The 20617-nt window shown below is 73.1% G+C and carries 17 protein-coding genes; 7 read left to right on the forward strand and 10 right to left on the reverse strand.

The annotated features are described in order from the left end of the window. Positions 1-61: 61 nt before the first annotated feature. From CHF16_RS00470 to CHF16_RS00495, 6 genes are all read right to left on the reverse strand, one after another. A complete protein-coding gene (locus CHF16_RS00470; protein WP_089323852.1) occupies positions 62-1675 on the reverse strand; it encodes a M4 family metallopeptidase in 1614 nt (537 codons plus the stop codon). A 182-nt stretch (positions 1676-1857) separates the two neighbouring features. Beyond that, complete coding sequence (locus tag CHF16_RS00475) at positions 1858-2244, reverse strand: Fur family transcriptional regulator (protein ID WP_089323853.1); 387 nt, start codon at positions 2242-2244, stop codon at positions 1858-1860. Continuing rightward, entirely contained in the window at positions 2241-3140 is a 900-nt protein-coding gene (locus CHF16_RS00480) for a metal ABC transporter permease (protein ID WP_089323854.1), read from the reverse strand. The genes CHF16_RS00475 and CHF16_RS00480 overlap by 4 nt, the downstream gene beginning before the upstream one ends. After that, positions 3137-3874 (reverse strand): metal ABC transporter ATP-binding protein, encoded by a 738-nt coding sequence (locus CHF16_RS00485; RefSeq protein ID WP_425427459.1) that lies wholly within the window; start codon positions 3872-3874, stop codon positions 3137-3139. The genes CHF16_RS00480 and CHF16_RS00485 overlap by 4 nt, the downstream gene beginning before the upstream one ends. Continuing rightward, a complete protein-coding gene (locus CHF16_RS00490; protein ID WP_089323855.1) occupies positions 3871-4821 on the reverse strand; it encodes a metal ABC transporter substrate-binding protein in 951 nt (316 codons plus the stop codon). The genes CHF16_RS00485 and CHF16_RS00490 overlap by 4 nt, the downstream gene beginning before the upstream one ends. 31 nt (positions 4822-4852) lie before the next feature. Then, entirely contained in the window at positions 4853-5161 is a 309-nt protein-coding gene (locus CHF16_RS00495) for a DUF6703 family protein (protein ID WP_089323856.1), read from the reverse strand. Positions 5162-5190: 29 nt separating this feature from the next. Between CHF16_RS00495 and CHF16_RS00500 the strand changes: the two genes are divergently transcribed. The 3 genes from CHF16_RS00500 (at position 5191) to CHF16_RS00510 (ending at position 8537) form a co-directional block, all read left to right on the forward strand. Further along, positions 5191-5475, forward strand: a complete 285-nt coding sequence (locus CHF16_RS00500; RefSeq protein WP_089323857.1) for an antibiotic biosynthesis monooxygenase family protein — start codon at positions 5191-5193, stop codon at positions 5473-5475. 147 nt (positions 5476-5622) lie between these two features. Continuing rightward, positions 5623-6981: a DUF1906 domain-containing protein gene (locus CHF16_RS00505; protein ID WP_143227837.1), complete on the forward strand. Its 1359-nt coding sequence runs from the start codon at positions 5623-5625 to the stop codon at positions 6979-6981. Between the two features lie 167 nt (positions 6982-7148). Further along, positions 7149-8537: a glycine--tRNA ligase gene (locus tag CHF16_RS00510; RefSeq protein ID WP_089323859.1), complete on the forward strand. Its 1389-nt coding sequence runs from the start codon at positions 7149-7151 to the stop codon at positions 8535-8537. 187 nt (positions 8538-8724) lie between these two features. On the opposite strand, the gene CHF16_RS00515 is transcribed toward CHF16_RS00510, so the two are convergent. After that, the gene (locus CHF16_RS00515; RefSeq protein ID WP_089323860.1) at positions 8725-9399 is read right to left on the reverse strand and encodes a hypothetical protein; all 675 of its coding nucleotides are present in this window, start codon (positions 9397-9399) and stop codon (positions 8725-8727) included. A gap of 329 nt (positions 9400-9728) precedes the next feature. Between CHF16_RS00515 and CHF16_RS00520 the strand changes: the two genes are divergently transcribed. Together CHF16_RS00520 and secD are read left to right on the forward strand one after the other, a co-directional pair. Further along, on the forward strand, positions 9729-10196 hold the full coding sequence (locus CHF16_RS00520) for a hypothetical protein (RefSeq protein WP_089323861.1): 468 nt from the start codon (positions 9729-9731) through the stop codon (positions 10194-10196). A gap of 64 nt (positions 10197-10260) precedes the next feature. Continuing rightward, the gene (secD, locus tag CHF16_RS00525) at positions 10261-12528 is read left to right on the forward strand and encodes a protein translocase subunit SecD (RefSeq protein WP_089323862.1); all 2268 of its coding nucleotides are present in this window, start codon (positions 10261-10263) and stop codon (positions 12526-12528) included. 68 nt (positions 12529-12596) lie between these two features. Here secD and CHF16_RS00530 read toward each other — a convergent pair whose 3' ends face one another. The 3 genes from CHF16_RS00530 to CHF16_RS00540 all read right to left on the reverse strand — a co-directional run bounded on the left by CHF16_RS00530 (position 12597) and on the right by CHF16_RS00540 (position 16646). After that, the gene (locus tag CHF16_RS00530) at positions 12597-13676 is read right to left on the reverse strand and encodes a DUF4190 domain-containing protein (protein WP_089323863.1); all 1080 of its coding nucleotides are present in this window, start codon (positions 13674-13676) and stop codon (positions 12597-12599) included. 55 nt (positions 13677-13731) lie between these two features. Then, positions 13732-14649, reverse strand: coding sequence for a septum formation family protein (locus CHF16_RS00535; RefSeq protein ID WP_179271329.1), 918 nt, complete (start codon positions 14647-14649; stop codon positions 13732-13734). Positions 14650-14759: 110 nt separating this feature from the next. Continuing rightward, on the reverse strand, positions 14760-16646 hold the full coding sequence (locus CHF16_RS00540) for a glycoside hydrolase family 15 protein (RefSeq protein ID WP_245868107.1): 1887 nt from the start codon (positions 16644-16646) through the stop codon (positions 14760-14762). Positions 16647-16966: 320 nt separating this feature from the next. Here CHF16_RS00540 and ppdK point away from each other — a divergent pair, with 320 nt between their 5' ends. Further along, positions 16967-19678: a pyruvate, phosphate dikinase gene (gene ppdK, locus CHF16_RS00545; RefSeq protein WP_089323865.1), complete on the forward strand. Its 2712-nt coding sequence runs from the start codon at positions 16967-16969 to the stop codon at positions 19676-19678. 129 nt (positions 19679-19807) lie between these two features. Continuing rightward, positions 19808-20617 carry a YdcF family protein gene (locus tag CHF16_RS00550; RefSeq protein ID WP_089323866.1) on the forward strand — a complete coding sequence of 270 codons (810 nt, stop codon included), beginning with the start codon at positions 19808-19810 and terminating at the stop codon, positions 20615-20617.

Below are 20617 nucleotides of genomic sequence, written 5' to 3' on the forward strand. Positions count from 1 at the left end.
TAGGACACGGGAAGGCCCCGTGCCGCGGCGGCACGGGGCCTCGATCCCCGGAACAGGGGTCCTAGTTCACGTTCACCGCCGACCAGGCGGCGGCCACGGTGCTGTACTGCGTGCTGCCCGTGCCGTAGAGGTCCGCGGCCGCGCTCAGGGTCGCGGTCCGCGCGCCCTTGTAGTTGGTCGAGGACGTCATGTACGTGGTCAGCGCCCGGTACCAGATCTTCGTGGCGGCGTCCCGGCCGATGCCGGTGATCGTGGAGCCGTTGGACGTGGGGCTGTCGTAGGAGACGCCGTTGATCGTCTTCGCGCCGCTGCCCTCGGACAGCAGGTAGAAGAAGTGGTTGGCGACGCCCGAGGAGTAGTGCACGTCCAGGTTCTTGGTGCTGGACGACCACGCGTCGTGGGAGTTGCCGTCGCGGCTCGGCCGGTCCATGAACCGCAGCGCGGGCTTGCCGAACCCGGGCAGGACGACCTCCTCGCCGACCAGGTAGTCGCCGACGTCGTTGGGGTTGTTCGCGTAGAACTCGACCGCGGCGGCCATGATGTCGGACGTGGCCTCGTTCAGGCCGCCCGACTCACCGGAGTAGGTCAGGTTCGCGGTGGCGCTGGTCACGCCGTGGCTCATCTCGTGCGCGGCGACGTCGAGGGCCGTGAGCGGGCCGAGCTGGGAGCCGTCGCCGTCGCCGTAGGTCATGCAGAAGCAGGAGTCGTCCCAGAACGCGTTGGCGTAGCCGCTGCCGTAGTGGACCCGGTTGAACGACCCCTTGCCGTCGCCGGCGATGCCGGTGCGGCCGAAGACGTTCTTGTAGAAGTCCCAGGTCATGGCGGTGCCGAACTGGGCGTCGACGGCGACGGTGGCGCGGTCGGACGTGGTGCCGCTGCCCCAGTGGTTGTCGGCGTCGGTGAACAGGGTGGCGGGGGCGCGCCGGATGCACCAGATGAGGATGCAGAGGTCGGTCTGGTTCTCCGCGTCGCCGGTGTAGGTGCCGCCGCGGGTCGGGTCCTTCAGCTGGTAGACGCTGCCCGACCTGGTGGTCTCCAGCGGGACCGTCCCGGTGTAGAGCGACCGGCCGTCGCCCGCCTCGGTGCGGATCATCTCCTCGCGCAGCAGGACCTTGCCGGTCGCGGCGTCGACGGAGGTGAGGACCCGGCTCGGCGTCCCGTCGGCCTGCTTGCCGACGGTCTGGACGCGCCAGGCGAGCCGCGGCGCGTGGTCGGCGGTGCGCGCCTCCACCACGAGGGCGGGGGAGCCGTCCGCCTTGCGGTTCTTGGTGGCGGCGCGCTTCTCGGCGGTCTTCGCCGTCACCTCCGGGGTGGAGTCGGCGGGCGCCTGCGCGAGGGTGCCGCTGCTGCCGCGCCACGCGCCGTCCGCCGCCTGGTGGACGACGACGTCGCCGCCGAGCACCGGCAGCCCGTTGTAGGTGCGGGTCATCCGGGTGTGCGAGGTGCCGTCCCGGTCGATGCCGACCCGGACGACCTTGAACGACTGCCCGTCCCCGGCGCTGGCGTGCGCGCCGCGCTCGGCGAGCGCGTGCAGCGCCCGCTCGGCGGCCTGCTGGGGGGTGGGCGGGGACGGCGCCTGCCGCGCGGAGGCGGGCAGCGCGGTGCCGGCCGTCGCGAGCAGGGTCGCCGACGCCAGGAGCGCGGTACGTCGGCTGGTGAACACCCGTCTGGTCATGTACGCCCTCTCGTGCGGGCGCCACGCACCCCCCGAGGGGCCCGACGTCGGGCCCGCCGTGGCGACGGGACATTTATGACATAGGGCAGGACTGTTGTAGATGTGACAATTCGCCAAGAAAATGCGCGCGCGCGTGTCGAGTGCGCGTCTTGCTACCGATCAGTAGAGCGCCGCTCCGCAGGTCAGCGGCGCGCGCCCGAGCAGCCGCCGCAGGTGCCGAACACCTCGACGGTGTGCGTGATGTCGGAGAAGCCGTGCTCGGCGGCGATCGCGTCCGCCCAGCGCTCCACGGCCGGCCCCTCGACCTCGACCGTGCGGCCGCAGCCGCGGCAGACCAGGTGGTGGTGGTGCTGCTCGGTGCGGCAGGCGCGGTAGACCGCCTCGCCCTCGTCGGTGCGCAGCACGTCGACCTCGCCCGCGTCGCTGAGCGCCTGCAGCGCCCGGTAGACGGTGGTCAGGCCGATCTTGGAGCCGTCGGCGCGCAGGTCGGCGTAGATGTCCTGCGCGCTGCGGAACCCCTCGCAGCCGGCCAGCACCTGCCGCACCGCGTCCCGGCGGGCCGTCGTCATCCCCCAAGCACCTCCGCCTCGGCATCCACGCGCGCCTCCGCGCCGGAACCGGCGGGAACGGCGCCGTCCGCCGCGCGGGCGCGGGCGCGCCTGCGGCGCACCACCGAGCCCCCGGCGACCGCGACCACGAACGCCGCGAGCGCCAGCAGCACGATCGAGGGGCCTGGAGGCAGATCGTACTCGAAGGACCCGGCGAGCCCCGAAACGGCCGAGAGCACGCCGATCCCCATCGCGGCCAGCATCGTCTGCCAGAACCCCCGGGTGAGCTGCTGCGCCGCCGCCACCGGGACGACCATCAGCGCGCTGACCAGCAGCAGCCCGATCGCGCGCATCGAGATCACCACGGTGACCGCGGCGGTCGCGGCGATCAGCACGCTGAGGAACCGGACCGGCAGGCCCGCCGCCCGCGCCACCTCCTCGTCCTGGCACAGCAGGAACAGCTCCCGGCCGAAGACCGCCACGATCGCGAGGACGGCGGCGGCGAGCCCAGCGACCACGTACAGGTCGGCCACGGTCACGCTGCTGATCGAGCCGAACAGGTACGACTGCAGGCTCGCCGACCCGCCGCCGTTGGCGTTGGTCAGGATCACCCCGCCGGCGAGGCCGCCGTAGAACAGCAGGGCGAGCGCGACGTCCCCGCCGCTGCGGCTGCGGGCCCGCACCACCTCGATCGCCACCGCGCCGAGGACCGACACCACCAGCGCGCCGAGCACGGGGGAGGTGCTGGTGAGCAGTCCGAGCCCGATGCCGGTCAGCGCGATGTGGCCGATGCCGTCGCCGAGAAGCGACAGCCGGCGCTGGACGATGAACGTGCCCACGGCGGGCGCGGTCAGCCCGATCAGCACCGCCATCACCAGGGCGACGCGCATGAAGTCGTACTGCAGCATCTCGCTCACGCGGGCCTTCCCAGGGTCGCGGCCCCGCCGGCCGCCGTCGCGCGGGTGGTCTCGTGCACGATGCGGCCGTGGCCCAGCTCGACCGTGCGGGTCACGAGCGGTTCCAGCGGGCCCAGCTCGTGCGCGACGAGGACCACCGTGCGGCCGTCCCCGGCGAGCTCGTGGAGGGCGGCGGCGAGCGACGCCTGGTTGCGCGCGTCGACCCCGGCGGTGGGCTCGTCCAGCACGAGCAGGTCGGGCTCCCCGGCGAGCGCGCGGGCGATCAGGACCCGCTGCTGCTGGCCGCCCGACAGCAGGTGCGCCGAGTCGCGGGCCCGGTCGGCGAGCCCGACCGTGCGCAGCGCGCGGTCCACCGCGGCGCGGTCGGCCGCCCGGTCGGTGAACGCCGCGGGCAGCCAGCGCGACCGCCGCGCCACCCGCCCGGACGCCACGACCTCCCGGACGGTCGCGGGCACCCCGCCGCCCACCGGCAGCCGCTGCGGGACGTACCCGATCCGCTGCCAGTCGCGGAACCGGGCGGGTGCCGCGCCGTAGATCTCGGTGCGACCGGCGGCCAGCGGGACCAGCCCGAGCAGCGCCTTGACCAGCGTGGACTTGCCCGCGCCGTTCGGCCCGAGGACCGCCAGCACGTCGCCGGACCCGACCCGCAGGTCGATGCCGGCGAGCACCTCGCGGCCGTCCCGCCGGACGAGGCCGCCCGCCATCTCCAGCGGCGGCGGCGCCTCCTCGTTCATGAGCACTCCAGGGCCGGACGCAGGGTCCGCAGGTTCCGTTGCATGATCGTCAGGTACTCGTCGGCGGAGCCGTCCTCGACGCCTTCGACCGGGTCCAGCACCGCCGTCCGCACCCCCGCCTCGCGGGCCAGCGCCTCGGCGGTCTTCGGGCTGACCAGCGTCTCGGTGAAGACCGTCGTCGCGCCGGTGGCCGAGATCAGCCGGGTCAGCTCCGCGAGCCGCTTCGGGGACGCCCCGCCGGACGCGTCGACCCCGGACACCGGGATCTGCCGCAGGCGGTAGCGGTCGGCGAGGTAGCCGAACGCCGCGTGCGCGGTGATGATCTCGCGGCGGGCGCAGGTGCGCAGGCCGTCCTGGAACGCGCGGTCCAGCCGGGTCAGGCCGGCGGCGGTGGAGGCGGCGCGCTCCCGGTAGCCGGGCGCCCCGGCGGGGTCGGCGGCGGCGAGCCGCTCGCCGAGCGCGATGGCGACGGCGGCCATGCGGCTCGGGTCGAGCCACAGGTGCGGGTCGTAGGGCGCCTCCCGGTGGCGGACGCCGTCGTGCGCCTCCTCGTCGTCGGTCTCGCCGGCGGGGGAGAGCGTCTCGACGACCGCCGCCGCGTCGAGCGACCTGCCCCTGGCGTGCCGCCCGACCGCGTCGTCCACGGCGGGCTGGACACCCCGCACGTAGACGGCGAGGGCGGAGTCTTCGATGCGGGCGACCTGCCGGGCGGTCAGCTCCAGGTCGTGCGGCTCGGTGCCGGGCTCGGTCAGCGTCCGGACGAAGACGCGGTCGCCACCGACCCGCTCCGCCAGCCACGCCACCGGGTAGAACGACGCGACCACCGCGGTCTTGCCGGGCGGCACGCCGGCGTCCGCGTCGGCGCAGCCCGCGAGCCCGGCGGCGAGCCCGGCCAGAGCCAGGGCGGACGCCAGGAGGGCGCGCAGACGACGGGGGAAGCGGGGCACCCGCCGATTATGGACAAAGTGAAAACGGTTGTCAAAACCGCCCGAGGCCGCGGCCGAGCGCGAACCCCGTGAGCACCGCGAGCGCCACGATGCGCAGCAGCCGTCCCGAACCGTCCAGCGCGGGCCAGTTCAGGTAGGCGAACCAGCCGAGCGCGGCGGCCAGCACCAGCAGCCCGGCCGCGGCGACCCAGCCCGTCCCGGCCATGCCGACCACCAGCAGCAGGAACACCGCGACGAGCAGCACCCAGCGCGGCAGCCGGTGCAGGAACACCACGGGCGCCGCGCTGTGCCGCTCGACGGCGGCCCGCAGGCCGCCCCCGCGCTCACCTCTCGTCTCCACAGGCCCCAACGTACTGCCAGGATGGACGGATGATCGCGATAACCCGCTACCGGGTTCCGGACGCCGAGTCGGCCGGCTTCGCCGAGCGGATGACGGCGGTGCTCACCGCGCTGTCGGCGAGCCCCGGCTTCCGCTCCGGCCGCCTCGCCCGGACCGTCGACGACCCGGGCCTGTGGGCCCTCGTCACCGAATGGGACGGCGCCGGGCACTACCGGCGCGCGCTCGGCGGGTACGAGATCCGGATGCAGTTCATGCCGCTCGCCGCGCTGGCCGTGGACGAGCCCGGCGCGTACGAGATCGTCAGCACGGCCTGACCCCGCGGCCCACCGGAGCCCGTCGCCGTCCGCCGGGTCACGAGCGAGGCAACCGCCGGGCAAGAAGCGCCTTGGCCCGGTTTCGCGCGCGGCGCCATGGTCATCTCTGCCCCTGGATGATCACCGCGCGGTCCCGGGGGAGAAATGATGCGCCACGCCGTCCTGTTCAGCGTGCTGTCCGGGGCGGCGGTGGCCGCCCCCCTGCTCGCCGTCCTGGAGGCGGCTCCCGCACGGCCCGCGCTCCGGCACGTCCGACCGGCCGGGCACGCCGCCGAAGGGAGCGCGCGCTCCACCGTGCCGGACGCCGCGGCGCCGCGCGTCGTCGAGTACCGGGGGCTGCGCGTGCCCGTCCCGGCGGGCTGGGCGGTGCACCGGCTGGACGCGGACCCCACCCGGTGCGTCCGCTATGACCGGCATGCCGTCTACCTCGGCCGTCCCGGGCCCCAGCAGGACTGCCCGGCCCGCGTCGTCGGGCGGACCGAGGCCCTCCACATCGAGCCCGCCGGGGCCGGGCGCTCCGCCCGGACGGTGGTGCACGCCGACAAGATGGCCTCGCTGACCATCACGCCGAGATCCGGCCATGAGACGCGGCTGACCCTCCCGGAGGCGGGAGTCGCGATCACCGCCGTCTACGGCGAGAATCCGGCGCGGCTGCAGCGGGTGCTCCGCGCCGCCCGGCTGTCGGGGACGTGGACGGCCGGGCCCGCCGCGCCGGCCCGGCCCGCCGTCCGCCGGGAGGCCGCGGCGCCCACCGCGTCCCCCACCGCGTCCCCCAGCGTGGCTCCGCAGACCGGGGAGACCGGGGAGACCGGGCCCGACGTGCCCTGGGTTCGCGGCAAGGGCTTCGACACGTGCACGGCGCCCTCGCTCGCGACGATGCGGGCCTGGAAGCCCTCGTTCGACGTCACCAACATCTACATCGGCGGCGCGGCGCGCGGCTGCGCCCAGCCCAACCTCACCGCGTCCTGGGTCCGCGAGGTCCGGGCGATGGGGTACCGCATCACGCCCACCTACGTCGGCCTGCAAGCGCCGTGCGGCAGCCGTCCGCAGCGCTTCACGGCCAGGAACGCCGCCAAGGAGGGCGCCAAGGCGGCCGTGGACGCGGCGCGCAAGGCGCGGGCGCTGGGCATCCCGGCGGGCCGGCCGATCTACTACGACATGGAGGCGTACGACAGCGGGAAGAAGCGCGGGTGCAAGGCGGCCGTCCTGCGGTTCGTGGACAACTGGGTGCGGCGGCTGGAGGCCGAGGGCTACGTCCCGTGCCTCTACAGCAGCGCCAGTTCCGGCATCCGCGACGTCGGGCGCGCGACCGGGATCAGCAAGCCCGACGCCATCTGGTTCGCCAACTGGAACGGCCGCGCGTCGGTCTACGGCGACCCGCACCTGCCGGACCACTGGTGGTCCCCGCACCGCCGCATCAAGCAGTACCGGGGCGGCCACAGGGAGAAGCACGGCGGCGTCTCGCTCAACATCGACAGCAACATCGCGGACGGGCGCGTCTACTAGCGCATTTTCGGCTTGCCGGGTGCCCTAAGCTGGGGAATGCTCTCCGGTGGCGGCGATGACCCCGCCGGAGCTCAATCACCGGGGATCACACTCGCCACCGTCCGCCGCGCGCGGACCGGGGCGCACTCACTGTCCCGCCGACCGCCAGCCGGATGGAGAAGAAACTCATGGCACGCCGTTCCGATGTGCTGGACACGATCGTCAACCTCGCCAAGCGGCGGGGCCTGGTCTACCCGTCGAGCGAGATCTACGGCGGCCTCCGCGCCTCCTGGGACTACGGGCCGCTCGGCGTCGAGCTGAAGAACAACGTCAAGCGCCAGTGGTGGAAGTCCATGGTGCAGGGCCGCGACGACATCGTCGGCCTCGACTCGTGCGTCATCCTGGCGCGCGAGGTCTGGGAGGCCAGCGGCCACGTCCAGGCGTTCGTCGACCCGCTCACCGAGTGCCAGTCCTGCCACAAGCGCTTCCGGGCCGACCACCTGGAGGAGGCGTACGAGGAGAAGCACGGCCGCCCGCCGGCGGGCGGGCTCGCCGACGTCACCTGCCCGAACTGCGGCGTCAAGGGCTCCTTCACCGAGCCGAAGATGTTCAACGGCCTGCTCAAGACCTACCTCGGTCCCGTCGAGGACGAGTCCGGCCTCGCCTACCTGCGGCCCGAGACCGCGCAGGGCATCTTCATCAACTACCTGAACGTCCAGCAGTCCGCGCGCCGCAAGGTGCCGTTCGGCATCGGGCAGATCGGCAAGTCGTTCCGCAACGAGATCACGCCGGGCAACTTCATCTTCCGGACCCGCGAGTTCGAGCAGATGGAGATGGAGTTCTTCGTCAAGCCCGGCAGCGACGAGGAATGGCACCAGTACTGGATCGACGAGCGCATGCAGTGGTACGTCGACCTCGGCATCCGCAAGGAGAACCTGCGGCTCTACGAGCACCCGCAGGAGAAGCTGTCGCACTACTCCAAGCGCACCGTCGACGTGGAGTACCGGTTCGACTTCGTCGGCAGCGAGTGGGGCGAGCTGGAGGGCATCGCCAACCGCACCGACTACGACCTGACGACGCACTCCAAGGCGTCCGGCGCCGACCTGTCGTTCTTCGACCAGGAGTCCGGCGAGCGGTTCACCCCGTACGTGATCGAGCCCGCGGCGGGCGTCGACCGCTGCACGCTCACGTTCATGATGGACGCCTACGCCGAGGACGAGGCGCCCAACGCCAAGGGCAAGATGGAGAAGCGCGCCGTCATGCGGCTCGACCGCCGGCTCGCCCCGGTCAAGGTCGCGGTGCTGCCGCTGTCGCGCAACGCCGACCTGTCCCCGAAGGCCCGCGACCTCGCCGCGCGGCTGCGCAAGCACTGGAACGTCGAGTTCGACGACGCGGGCGCCATCGGCCGCCGCTACCGCCGCCAGGACGAGATCGGCACCCCGTTCTGCGTCACCGTCGACTTCGACACCCTGGAGGACGACGCGGTGACCGTGCGGGAGCGCGACTCCATGAGCCAGGAGCGCATCTCGATCGGGCAGGTCGAGTCGTTCCTCGCGGCGCAGCTCATCGGCTGCTGACCCGCCCCGGCCGCCTGAGTGCGCCGCCGGTCCGCCGGCGGTGCGGGTCCTGAGGAGCGCGACGGGCCGCCCCCGCGTGACGGGGGCGGCCCGCTTCTCATGGGAGCACGTCCTGGGAGCGTGTTACCGGGAGCGTGATCTTGCTTGGGAGCGTGTTCTCAGACGGGAGCTCGGTGCCGTGAGGGCCTCAGCTCGTGACGTACAGGGACTGGTCGTAGGTGCCGGATCCGGCGGACGACTCGCCCTTCAGCGCGTACGTGGCGCTGACGGTGGCGGTGCCGGGGCAGAGGAAGCTGCCGCCGGTCTTCCTGACCTGGGCGTTCTGGACGCCGACCTGCGCCTCGGAGCTGCCGGTGTTCGGCCGCGACGCGTTGTCGCCGTTGTAGCCGTTGGCGGTGAGCGTGCCGCCGTACTGGCAGGTGATGCCGCCGAAGAGGTCCACGGTGGCGCGGACGCTGAAGTTGCTGATCGTGATCGTGGCGTCGCGCCCGCCGGTGTGCCCGGCGTCGTAGGTGACGTTGCCGCCGGTCCACGGCAGGTTCAGCGTCTCGATGGTCGAGCTGGTGGTGCCGGAGCAGGGTCCGCCGTTGTCGCCGCTGAAGCCGGCGCTGGAGATGGCGAGGCCGCTGCCGTCGGAGTTGACGGACCCGGTCATCGTCGACTGGCTGCACGAGCCGCTGCCGATCGACGTGGAGACCGTCGCGGTCCCGAGCAGGGACGCCTGGACGTTGCCGGAGTAGGGGTCGGCCGTGGCCGAGCCCTTGCGGATGGTGGTTCCCGCGGCGTACGCGGGGGCGACCCCCGCGGCGAGGACGGCCAGTGCGGCGGTCCCGACGATCGCGGTCTGTCTGAATCGTGCCACCGGATACTCCTCTGTCCGGTTCGGGGTGGGCATACGCGAAAGTAATTCGCGTTGCTGGACCGGGCAATGGATGGCGGCCGACTTCGGCCTGGCCGGATTGGGACACCACGGCGTGTCTGCTGGTGGGAGCGGCGGGCGCGGCCGGGTCATGACAGTGTCACGCCGGGTCACTTGACGGGGATTTGCGCGGGTGTTTCAGCCGCCGGGAGACGAAGCCCGCCTCGACCCCGGAGAACCTGGGCTAGGTTGGCCTGGACGACCGGCGGACGTCCGGGCCCGCGGCGAGAAGCCCGCGGTGGGAAGCCCGCGGCGCGGAAGGGGAGGGCGGAATGCGCGACGCGCGGCACCCCGCCCTGCCTCCGGCGCTCCGCCCCGGCGCGGGCACGCCCGCGGCCCGGGTGCTCATCGTCCTGCTGGGGCTGCTCGGCCTGGTCGCCGGACCGGTCGGCGCCGGCGCCCACGGCGCGGCCTCCGCCACCGGGGCGGTCTCCGGCGTCCGGCCCGCGCCGGTCGCGAAGGCGCCCACCCGCACCAGGGCCTCCACCAAGCCGCGGATCCTCCGGCACACGCAGGCCGTCCCGCACGCGCAGGCGGTCACCGCCGCCGCGGCCGCGCACGCGGCCGGTGCCGCCGCGCCGGGCGCGCAGCCGGTGCACGCCGCGCTCCCGGCGGCCGGCCCCCGCGTCCCGGCCCCGCCGGGGTACCGGTACCGGCCCGCGGCCGCGCCCGTCTCGCCCGACCTCGCACCCCCCGCCGCCCCCCGCGGCCGCGCACCCCCCTCCACGGCACGGATCTGAGCCACCTGTCCGCGGTGCCGCGCGCTGAGGCGCGGCGCCGAAACCCCCGTGTGGAGGTTCCCTCTTGACGCGCGCCAACATGGTGCGGGCGGTACTGGCGTTCGCCGTGCTCGCCACATCGTTCTACTTCGCCTGGTCCAAACCGGCCCGCCTCGGCCTCGACCTGCGCGGCGGCACCCAGATCGTCCTGGAGACCCAGGACTCGTCGACCGCCAAGGCGGACCGCGAGTCCACCGACCGCGCCCGCGAGGTGCTGCACCGGCGCATCGACGCGCTCGGTGTCGCCGAGTCGTCCATCACCCGGTCCGGCGACCGGCGGCTGATCGTCGAGCTGCCCGACGTCCAGGACCCGACCCGCGCGACCGAGGCGGTCGGCAAGACCGCGCAGCTCACCGCGCACCCCGTGCTGCCCAACACCGGCAAGCCCGCGAAGGGCCAGCAGCTGATCCCGGACGAGAGCGGGCAGCAGATCCTCATCGGCCCCGCCGCGCTCACCGGCGCCGGCATCGGCGAGGCGAGCGCCTCCTACGACCCGCAGAACCTCGGCGGCTGGGCCGTCAACGTCGACTTCAAGGGCAGCGGCGGCAAGACCTGGGAGAAGCTGACGGCCAAGGCCGCCTGCGCCGCCGGCGACGAGCGGCGCGTCGCGATCGTGCTGGACGGCAAGGTCATCTCCTCGCCGCAGGTCACCCAGAGCGTGCCCTGCGGCGTGGGCATCACCGGCGGCTCCACCCAGATCACCGGCGACTTCAGCGCCGAGGAGGCCAAGGAGCTCGCGGCCCTCATCCAGGGCGGCTCGCTGCCGGTGCCCGTGAAGATCATCGAGCAGCGGGTGGTCGGCCCGACCCTCGGCGACGAGGCCATCGACGCCAGCGCCAAGGCCGCGATCATCGGCATCATCCTGACCGGCCTGTTCATCGTGGCCGTGTACCGCATCGTCGGCTTCCTCGCCACGGTCGCGCTGGCCGGCTACGCGCTGATCTCCTACGCGGCGCTCGTCGCGATCGGCGCGACGCTCACCCTGCCCGGCCTCGCCGGGTTCGTCCTGGCCATCGGCATGGCGATCGACGCCAACGTGCTGGCCTTCGAACGGGCCCGGGAGGAACGGGCGGCGGCACCGGGCCGCAGCGCCCGCAACGCGCTCACGATCGGGTTCAACAAGGCGTGGTCGGCGATCGCCGACTCCGCAGTGACCACGCTGCTCGCCGGCGGCCTGCTGTTCTGGCTCGCTTCCGGGCCGGTCCGGGGCTTCGGCGTCACGCTGACCATCGGTGTGCTGGCCTCCCTCGTCTCGGCGATGCTGCTCAGCCGGGTGCTCACCGACGCCGCCGCCGCGCGGATGCCCAAGATCATGAAGGGCCGCGCCGGTGGGCTCTCCGGACCCGGGCGGATCCGCGACTGGCTGGAGAACAGCGGTCCCGACATCATGAGGCGCAGCCCGATGTGGATCGGGATCTCGGTGCTCGCGATCGTCCTCGCGCTGAGCGGGATCTTCGCCCGCGGGCTCAACTTCGGCGTGGAGTTCACCGGCGGGCGGCTCGTCGAGTACTCCACGAGCCGGCCCGTCGACATCGACAAGGCCCGCGCGGCCGTCGCCGACGCCGGGTTCCCGCGCGCCGTGGTGCAGACGTCCGGCCAGGACGACATCTCCGTCCGCACGTCCGACCTCACCAACGAGGAGGAGAAGCGGATCCAGGAGGCCCTCGCCAAGGAGGGCGGCGGCGCGGCCAAGGAGCGCGACGAGCTGATCGGGCCGAGCCTCGGCGAGGAGCTGCGCAAGAACGCGCTGATCGCCCTCGGCATCGCCCTGCTCGCGCAGCTGGCCTACCTGACGATCCGGTTCCGCTGGACGTTCGCGACCGGCTCGGTCCTCGCGATGTTCCACGACATCACGATCGTCACCGGCGTCTTCGCGTGGCTCGGCAAACCCATCGACGGGGTCTTCCTCGCCGCGCTGCTCACCGTCATCGGGTACTCGGTGAACGACTCGGTCGTCGTGTTCGACCGGGTCCGGGAGCTGTGGGGGGCGAAACCGAAGGCCCGGTTCGCCGACATCGCGAACCGGGGCACGCTGCAGACCGTCCCGCGCACGATCAACACCGGCATGGGCGCGCTGTTCATCCTGGGGGCCCTCGCGGTCCTCGGCGGCGACTCGCTGACCGACTTCGCGATCGCCCTGCTGATCGGCATCGTCGTCGGGACGTACTCCAGCGTGTTCACCGCGACGCCGATCGCGGTCGTCCTGGAGCGCTTCGCGAAGGCGCCGCCGCCGCACGGCAAGGGCAAGAAGCCGGTCCGCCGCACCTCGGACAGCTCAGGCGCGGTCGTCTAGCGTCCGCGTGCCGCCGGTGCCCGGCCGGGCACCGGCGGCACGTCAGGCGCCGTCAGTGCGGGGCGCCGTCAGTGCGGGACGAGGGAGCGCTTGAGCGGGCCCTCCCGGCCCGTCACGAGACAGAAGATCAGCCGGTTCCCGGCATTCCAGCCCACCTCGTCCGGGCCCGCCCAGACCACGTCGGCGATGTCGAGCGGGGGATTCGCCCGCCAAACCTTCACCCCGCGCTCGGCGCAGCCTTCGAGTGCCTTCTGCTCCATCTTCTTGGCGCCCGGGTACTTGCCGCCCCGCATCGTGTAGACGGCGAGCACCTCGTACTCGTGCTCCTCGGTGCAGGGGATGAGCGGCTGGTCGCCTTCGTCATTCCACTTCTTGACGCAGTCTCCCGGCTTGAGCTCCGTCGTGTACTGGGTCTTGGTCTCCATGGTCTGGTCGAGGGACGCCGGAAGGAGGCCGGGCCCCGTGTAGCGCATGACGCAGGTGGCCGCGCGGTCGCCGGCGTTCCACGCGTCCTCGTCCGGAGGCGCGACGTGAAGCAGCAGGTTCTTGCCGTAGCGGCTCTTCTCCAGGAACTGCGTCCGCTCGCGGCAGGCCGTCCACGCCCGGTCGCCGGCCTCTTTCCGGCCGGGGTAGGGCGCGTCCGGCAGTTCCGCCTCGGCGCCGATCTCGCCCTGGTGCGGCGTGGTGCAGGGCAGCGGCCGCGCGAACATCCCGGCGGGCCCCTCCTCGAAGTCGCCGAAGCAGTCGCCGGGCCGCATCGAGGTGACCGCGACCTTGCCGTCCGCGCGGGCGGGCACGGAGGTGTCCGGGGACAGCGGCCCGACGGTCACGACGGCGGCGATGGCGGCGACCCAGGCCAGGGAGGCGGCGAGCCCGCCCACGGCCAGGCCGGTGCCCTTCTCTCCCCGGCGCCCGGTCTGGACGAACGCGGCGACGGCCAGACCGGCGGCGATGAGGATCAGGCCGAGCAGCCCGGTGACGAGCGCAGCGATCGCCAGCCGGTTCGTCCGCCGGGCGTCGGCAGGAGGCGGTTCCGCCGGCAGCGGGCCGGTGACGGGCGGGCCGGCCGCGGGCTCGGCGGCGGGCGCGTCCGGCGGCGCCCAGGCGGGCGCGGCCTCGTCCGGCGAGTCGTCGTCGGGGGTGGTCATGGGATCTCCGGATGCGGGGGAGGGCGGTGGGTGGAGCGCGGCCGTCGCGGCGGACTCACCTCGGGACCACCGAGCCCCGCAGCGGGCCCGCGGTTCCGGTGACGAGGCAGGTGACCTGCCGGTTCTTCTTCTTCCAGTGGTCCAGGACCGGCGCCTCGTAGTGCCGGCCGGCTCTCCGGCCGTCCGGGAGGCGCGGCCCCGCGGGGCCGAACAGCGCGTCCCAGCGGCTCCGGCACCCCTCGTCCGCGGCGCGCGCGACCGCCTCGTCGCCCGGCCACGCGCCGTCGGGAAGCGTGAAGACGGCGTACACCTCGAAGCGGTGCTCCAGGCGGCAGTCGATGAGGGGCAGGAAGCCGCTGATCTGCCATTTCGTGAGGCAGTCGCCGGGGCCGATCCGCGCCAGCGGCACCAGCTCCGTCTGCTTGGTGTCGACGAGCGGTGCGGTGAGCCGCTGGGGGCCGGGGTAGCGCAGGAGGCACAGGACGTCGCGGTCGCCGTCCTTCCACGCCTTCTCGTCCGGACGGTCGGCGTACAGTTCGAGCCGGTTCCCGAAGACGCTCTGCCTGAGGAAGCGGGTCCGCTCGGCGCACTCCTTCCGGGCCGTCTCCGCCACGGCCCGGTCGCCGGGGAAGTCCGCGGCGGGCAGGGTCAGCTCGGCGCCGACCTCGCCGTCGTGCGGCCGGGCACACGGCGAGGGCTCGACCAGGACCCGTGTCGCCTGCTCCTCGAGCGCGCTGAAGCAGTCGCCGGCCCGCAGCTCGGACGCCCACGTCTTGCCGTGGGTGTCGATCGGGCGGGCGGGCTCGGGTTCGCGGTGGGCGACCAGGACCGCCGCGACGGTGACGCCCGCCGCTGACAGGACCAGAACCAGCAGGCCCGTGACGAGGGTGGCGGTCGATAAGCGGTTCGTCCGCCGCGGCGCGGCGGGGGAGGGGTCGTCCGGGAGGTCGTCAGCGGACGGTGGCGTGGTCACGGCGGAACGGTAGCCGGGATCTCTGACAAAAAGGTCATTCCCGGCGTATATCGATCAACTTGTGATCAAGCCTCCGGATGGCCGGGACGGTGCCCCGGCCATCCGTCCGATCAGGCGAGCGGCGTCTGCGGCTCGTCGTTCTCCGCGCTGATCACCTGCATCACCGCGTTGATGAGCGCCAGATGGGTGAACGCCTGCGGGAAGTTGCCGAGGTGCCGGCCCGTGTGCGGGTCGATCTCCTCGGCGTACAGCTGCAGCGGGCTCGCGTACGACAGCAGCTTCTCGCACAGCGCGCGGGCCCGCTCCAGCTCGCCGATCATCACCAGCGTGCTGACCAGCCAGAACGAGCAGATCGTGAACGTGCCCTCGTCGGACTCGAACCCGTCGTCGGTCTCCCCGGCCCGGTAGCGCAGGACGAGGTCGTCCTCCGACAGCTCGTCGGCGATGGCGAGCACGGTCTCGCGGACCCGCTTGTCGTCGGCGGGCAGAAACCCCAGCAGCGGGATCAGCAGCGCCGACGCGTCCAGCGCCGTCGCGCCGTAGTGCGCGGTGAACACGCCGCGCTCGTCCAGCGCGTTCGCGAGCACGTCCGCGTGGATCTCGTCGGCCGCGGCCTGCCACCGGCGCGCCCGGTCCTGGTCGCCGCGGATCCGGGCGAGGCGGGCGCCGCGGTCGGCCGCCACCCAGCAGAAGACCTTGGACGAGGTGAAGTGCTGCGGCTCGCCGCGCACCTCCCACATCCCGCAGTCGGGGGTGCGCCAGTTGGCGAGCGCGTCCTCCACCTGCTTGATGATGATCTTCCAGAGCCGGTCGTCGAGCCGGTCCCGCTTGCGCACGAACAGGTAGATGGAGCCGATGATCGCGCCCCACACGTCGTGCTGCGCCTGCATGTACGCCTCGTTGCCGATGCGCACGGGACGGGCGTTGCCGTAGCCGGTGAGGTGCTCCAGCGTGGACTCGGGCAGCTCCTCCCGCCCGTCCAGCCCGTACATGATCTGCAGCTTGCCCTCGGCGGCCTCGGCGACGTCGGTGATGAAGTAGAAGAAGTCGTTGGCCTCCCAGTCGTAGCCGAGCGTGTAGAACGCCCACAGCGCCATCGTGGAGTCGCGGATCCAGGTGTAGCGGTAGTCCCAGTTCCGGTCGCCGCCCGGCGTCTCCGGCAGCGACGTCGTCGCCGCCGCCGCGACCGCGCCCGACGGGGCGAACGTCAGCCCCTTCAGCGTCAGCGCGCTGCGCTGCAGGTGGCTGCGCCACGGATGGTCGGGGAAGCGGCCCCGGTCGAGCCAGTGCTGCCAGTGGTGGACGGTCCAGACGAGCCGCTCCTGCGCCTCCTCCCACGAGGACGGCGCCGCGTGCTCGCTCCACGACAGCGCCACGAACCGCGACTCGCCCTGCTTCAGCAGCGTCCGGGACGTGGCGAGGGACCCCTCGAACCCGACGTTCATGTCGGTGGTGAGCCGCAGCCCGATCCCGTTGCCGCGCGCGACGGCCTCGTGGTACCCGGCGCCGGTGTGCTCCCAGCGCGCGGGCGTCTGCCCGTAGTCGAACACCGGCATGCAGTCGAGCCGGACCTGGACCTGCCCGTTCACGCACCGCACCATCCGCAGCAGGACGTGGTCGGCGTCGTAGTCCGTGGGGGCCCTGCGGTGCGTGTGGGACCGTTCCGTCTCGTGGTGCCACGGCCCCATCAGCAGGGCGTCCGTGACCACGAGCCAGCCCCCGTGCACCCACCAGGTGGTCTCCATCACCATGGTGCCGGGGATGTACCGCTGCGCGGCGGGCACCTCGACGCCCGCCGGGCCGACCCGGAAGTACCCGGCGTCGCGGTCCAGGATCGACCCGAACACGCTCGGCGAGTCCATCTTCGGCAGGCACATCCACTCGATGTTCCCGCTCGGCGCGACCAGTGCGGTCGTCTCGCAGTCGGACAGGAACCCGAAATCGGCGATGGGGGCGAACGGATCTCCCGCCCGGCCGCCGGCGACCTTCGGCCTCACAACCTCACCTCCTTGATCCATCATTACCTCTCCCGAGCCGTGGGTGCGCCGGGGCGGCTCGGCCGCGTGCGCGCCGCGCGGCCGCCCCGGCGCCGGTGTGGCGCTGGTCTCCCCATTGGAATAGACCATTATCTGCGGTCTGAGCTGCGGAAACGCCCTCCGGCGCACCGGGCGCCGAGAACCCGCGGCGGGCGCGGGTACAGTCCCCGCAAACAGGGCAGCGGACCCGCTTCTGCCTGGGGGGACGCGACGGCGCGCGACCCCGGCGCGGCGGGCCCGGACCTGCCACTGGGTGGAACCGGAGCGAGAAGGAGCTCCCCGTGCCGAAGTTCGTGTACGACTTCACTGAGGGCAACAAGGACCTCAAGGATCTGCTGGGCGGCAAGGGCGCCAACCTGGCCGAGATGACCAACCTCGGACTGCCCGTGCCCCCCGGGTTCACGATCACCACCGAGGCCTGCCGGCACTACCTCGAGCACGGGAACCTGCCCGAGGGTCTGGCGGACGAGGTGAACGCGCACCTCGCCGGCCTGGAGTCCGCGATGGGCAAGAAGCTCGGGCAGAGCGACGACCCGCTGCTGGTGAGCGTGCGCTCGGGCGCCAAGTTCAGCATGCCGGGAATGATGGAGACCGTCCTCAACGTGGGGCTGAACGACGAGTCCGTCCACGGGCTCGCGGCCCAGGCGGGCGACGAGCGGTTCGCGTGGGACTCCTACCGGCGGCTGATCCAGATGTTCGGCAAGACCGTGCTGGACATCGACGGCGACCTGTTCGAGGACGCCATCGACGACGCCAAGCGCAGGCGCGGCAGCGACGACGACGCCGACCTCACCGCCGCCGACTTCGAGGCGCTCGTCGGCACGTTCAAGGAGATCGTCCGGGAGCGGGCGGGCCGGGAGTTCCCGACCGACCCGCGCGAGCAGATGGACCTCGCCATCAAGGCGGTGTTCGACTCCTGGAACGCCGACCGCGCGATCCTGTACCGGCGCCAGGAGCGCATCCCGGTCGACCTCGGCACCGCCGTGAACATCTGCTCGATGGTCTTCGGCAACATGGGCCTGGACTCCGGCACGGGCGTGGCGTTCACCCGCGACCCCGCGTCCGGGCAGCAGGGCATCTACGGCGACTACCTGCAGAACGCGCAGGGCGAGGACGTGGTCGCCGGCATCCGCAACACGGTGCCGCTGACCGAGCTGGAGCGCATCGACAAGGCGTCCTACGACCGGCTCCTCCAGATCATGGAGACGCTGGAGAACCACTACCGCGACATGTGCGACATCGAGTTCACGATCGAGCGCGGGAAGCTGTGGATGCTCCAGACCCGGGTCGGCAAGCGGACCGCCGCCGCGGCGTTCCGCATCGCCTGCCAGCTGCTCGACCAGGGCCTCATCGACGTGGACGAGGCCGCTCGCCGCGTCACCGGCGACCAGCTCGCCCAGCTCATGTTCCCCCGCTTCGCGAGCCGGGTGGACGGCGTCAAGAAGCTCACGAAGGGCATGAACGCCTCGCCGGGCGCGGCCGTGGGCAAGGCCGTGTTCAGCTCCCCCCGCGCCGTGGAGCTCGCGGAGCAGGGCGAGGACGTGATCCTCGTACGCCGCGAGACCAACCCCGACGACCTCGCCGGCATGGTCGCCGCGCGGGGCGTGCTGACGTCCCGCGGCGGCAAGACCTCGCACGCCGCCGTCGTCGCGCGCGGCATGGGCAAGACGTGCGTGTGCGGCGCCGAGGAGCTGGACGTCGACGTCAGGAACGGGCACTTCACCGCCCCCGGCGGCGTGACCGTGCGCGAGGGCGACGTCATCTCGATCGACGGGTCGTCCGGCGAGGTCTACCTCGGCGAGGTGCCCGTGGAGGACTCGCCCGTCGTCCGCTACTTCGAGGGCGAGCTGACGCCCGCCGACGGCGACGACCTCGTCAAGGCCGTCGACCGCGTGATGCGGCACGCCGACGCGCGCGCCGCGCTGAAGGTCCGCGCGAACGCCGACAACCCCGAGGACTCGGCGCGGGCCCGCCGGTTCGGCGCGCAGGGCATCGGGCTGTGCCGCACGGAGCACATGTTCCTCGGCGACCGGCGGCGGCTGATCGAGCAGCTCGTGCTCGCCGCGGACGACGCCGAGCGGCAGGCCGCGCTGGACGCCCTGGAGCCGCTGCAGCGCGGCGACTTCGAGGGCATCTTCGCGGCCATGGACGGGCAGCCCGTCACGATCCGCCTCATCGACCCGCCCCTGCACGAGTTCCTCCCCGACATCACCGAGCTGTCGGTCAGGGTCGCGCTGGCGGGCGAGGCCGCGGACGCCAAGGACCGGAGACTGCTCGAGGCAGTCAACCGACTGCACGAGCAGAACCCTATGCTCGGACTGCGCGGCGTGCGGCTCGGTTTGGTGATTCCCGGGCTGTTCGCCATGCAGGTGCGCGCGATCGCCGAGGCCGCGGCGGCGCGGCGGCGGGCCGGCGGCGACCCGCGCCCGGAGATCATGATCCCGCTCGTCGGCGCGGTGCAGGAGCTGGAGGCCGTCCGCGACGAGGCGCGCGGCATCCTCGCCCGGGTGCGGGAGGAGACCGGCGTCGACGTCCCGGCGCTGATCGGCACCATGATCGAGCTGCCCCGGGCGGCGCTGACCGCCGGGCAGATCGCCGAGGCCGCCGAGTTCTTCTCCTTCGGCACCAACGACCTCACCCAGACGACGTGGGGCTTCTCCCGCGACGACGTCGAGGCGGCGTTCTTCTCCCGCTACCTGGAGCTCGGCATCTTCGGGGTGTCGCCGTTCGAGACCCTCGACCGGGAGGGCGTCGGGCGGCTGGTCCGGATCGCCGCCGAGGAGGGCCGCCGCGCCCGCCCGGGACTGAAGCTCGGCATCTGCGGCGAGCACGGCGGCGACCCCGACTCGGTGCACTTCTGCCACGAGGCCGGGCTGGACTACGTGTCCTGCTCGCCGTTCCGCGTCCCCGTCGCCCGCCTGGAGGCCGGCCGCGCGGCGATCGCCGCGGAGGACACCGCGGGCGGCGGGAAGGGCGGCGGCGACAGCCGCTGACGCACCCGGCCGGCGGCCGGTTCCCCGCGGCGGGGGACCGGCCGCCGGAACGCGTGTGGGCTCGGTAACACGCGGTACCTGCGAACTTCGGGCGCGCGCCGGACCATCTCACCTAATGTGTCCGATGCGATGACGTTGGAAGTGGAATTGCCGGAGCCCCAGCCCGAAGAGCCCGCCGCGGAGACCGCGGAGACCGCGGACGGCCCCCGCCGCCGCCGGCGCCGCTCGCCCTGGTTCACGGTTCCGGTGAGCATCATCGCCGGGCTGCTCGCGATCGCCGTGCTGACCCCGCTGACCGTCGGCGCCCGGATCTGGTACCAGGCCCGGCAGGACGAGCGGCCCCGCTCCGACGCGATCATCGTGCTGGGCGCCGCGCAGTACAACGGGCGGCCGTCCCCGACGCTGAAGTGGCGGCTCCAGCACGCCCTGGAGCTCTACCGCGCCGGCGTCGCGCCCGCCATCGTCACCGTGGGCGGCAAGGCCCCGGGCGACAACTTCACCGAGGCGGGCGCCGGGCGCACCTGGCTGATCGAGCAGGGCGGGGTGCCCGCCGCCAAGGTGTTCGCGGTGCCGGTCGGCCGGGACACGCTGGAGAGCCTGAAGGCCGTCGGCGCCGAGTTCGGCCGGCACCACTGGTCGTCCGCGGTGATCGTCACCGACCCCTGGCACGGGCTGCGGTCCAAGAAGATGGCCGGCGACCAGGGCATCGAGGCGGCCGCGTCGCCGACCCGCAGCGGCCCCAGCGTGCAGACCCGCGACACGCAGTTCAACTACATCGTCCGCGAGACCGGCGGCTACCTGTCGTACGTGCTGCTCGGCAAGAGCGTCCAGGTGCCGGACGAGACCATCAAGCGCATCCGCATCGACCCCTCCGGGACGCCGGGCCCCTCGTCCTCCGCGACGCCGGGGGCGCCGTCCTCGGCGCCGCCGAGCCGCTAA

It is taken from the genome of Actinomadura meyerae (assembly GCF_900188445.1).
GTDB classification, from domain to species: domain Bacteria; phylum Actinomycetota; class Actinomycetes; order Streptosporangiales; family Streptosporangiaceae; genus Spirillospora; species Spirillospora meyerae.

Bases quoted from the DNA above. Each gene is read 5' to 3' on its own strand.
- CHF16_RS00520 (WP_089323861.1), top strand. From the start codon at position 9,729: ATGCGCGACGCGCGGCACCCCGCCCTGCCTCCGGCGCTCCGCCCCGGC.
- CHF16_RS00470 (WP_089323852.1), bottom strand. From the start codon at position 1,675: ATGACCAGACGGGTGTTCACCAGCCGACGTACCGCGCTCCTGGCGTCG.
- CHF16_RS00510 (WP_089323859.1), top strand. From the start codon at position 7,149: ATGGCACGCCGTTCCGATGTGCTGGACACGATCGTCAACCTCGCCAAG.
- CHF16_RS00530 (WP_089323863.1), bottom strand. From the start codon at position 13,676: ATGACCACCCCCGACGACGACTCGCCGGACGAGGCCGCGCCCGCCTGG.
- CHF16_RS00550 (WP_089323866.1), top strand. From the start codon at position 19,808: ATGACGTTGGAAGTGGAATTGCCGGAGCCCCAGCCCGAAGAGCCCGCC.
- CHF16_RS00500 (WP_089323857.1), top strand. From the start codon at position 5,191: ATGATCGCGATAACCCGCTACCGGGTTCCGGACGCCGAGTCGGCCGGC.
- CHF16_RS00475 (WP_089323853.1), bottom strand. From the start codon at position 2,244: ATGACGACGGCCCGCCGGGACGCGGTGCGGCAGGTGCTGGCCGGCTGC.
- CHF16_RS00485 (WP_425427459.1), bottom strand. From the start codon at position 3,874: ATGAACGAGGAGGCGCCGCCGCCGCTGGAGATGGCGGGCGGCCTCGTC.
- CHF16_RS00505 (WP_143227837.1), top strand. From the start codon at position 5,623: ATGCGCCACGCCGTCCTGTTCAGCGTGCTGTCCGGGGCGGCGGTGGCC.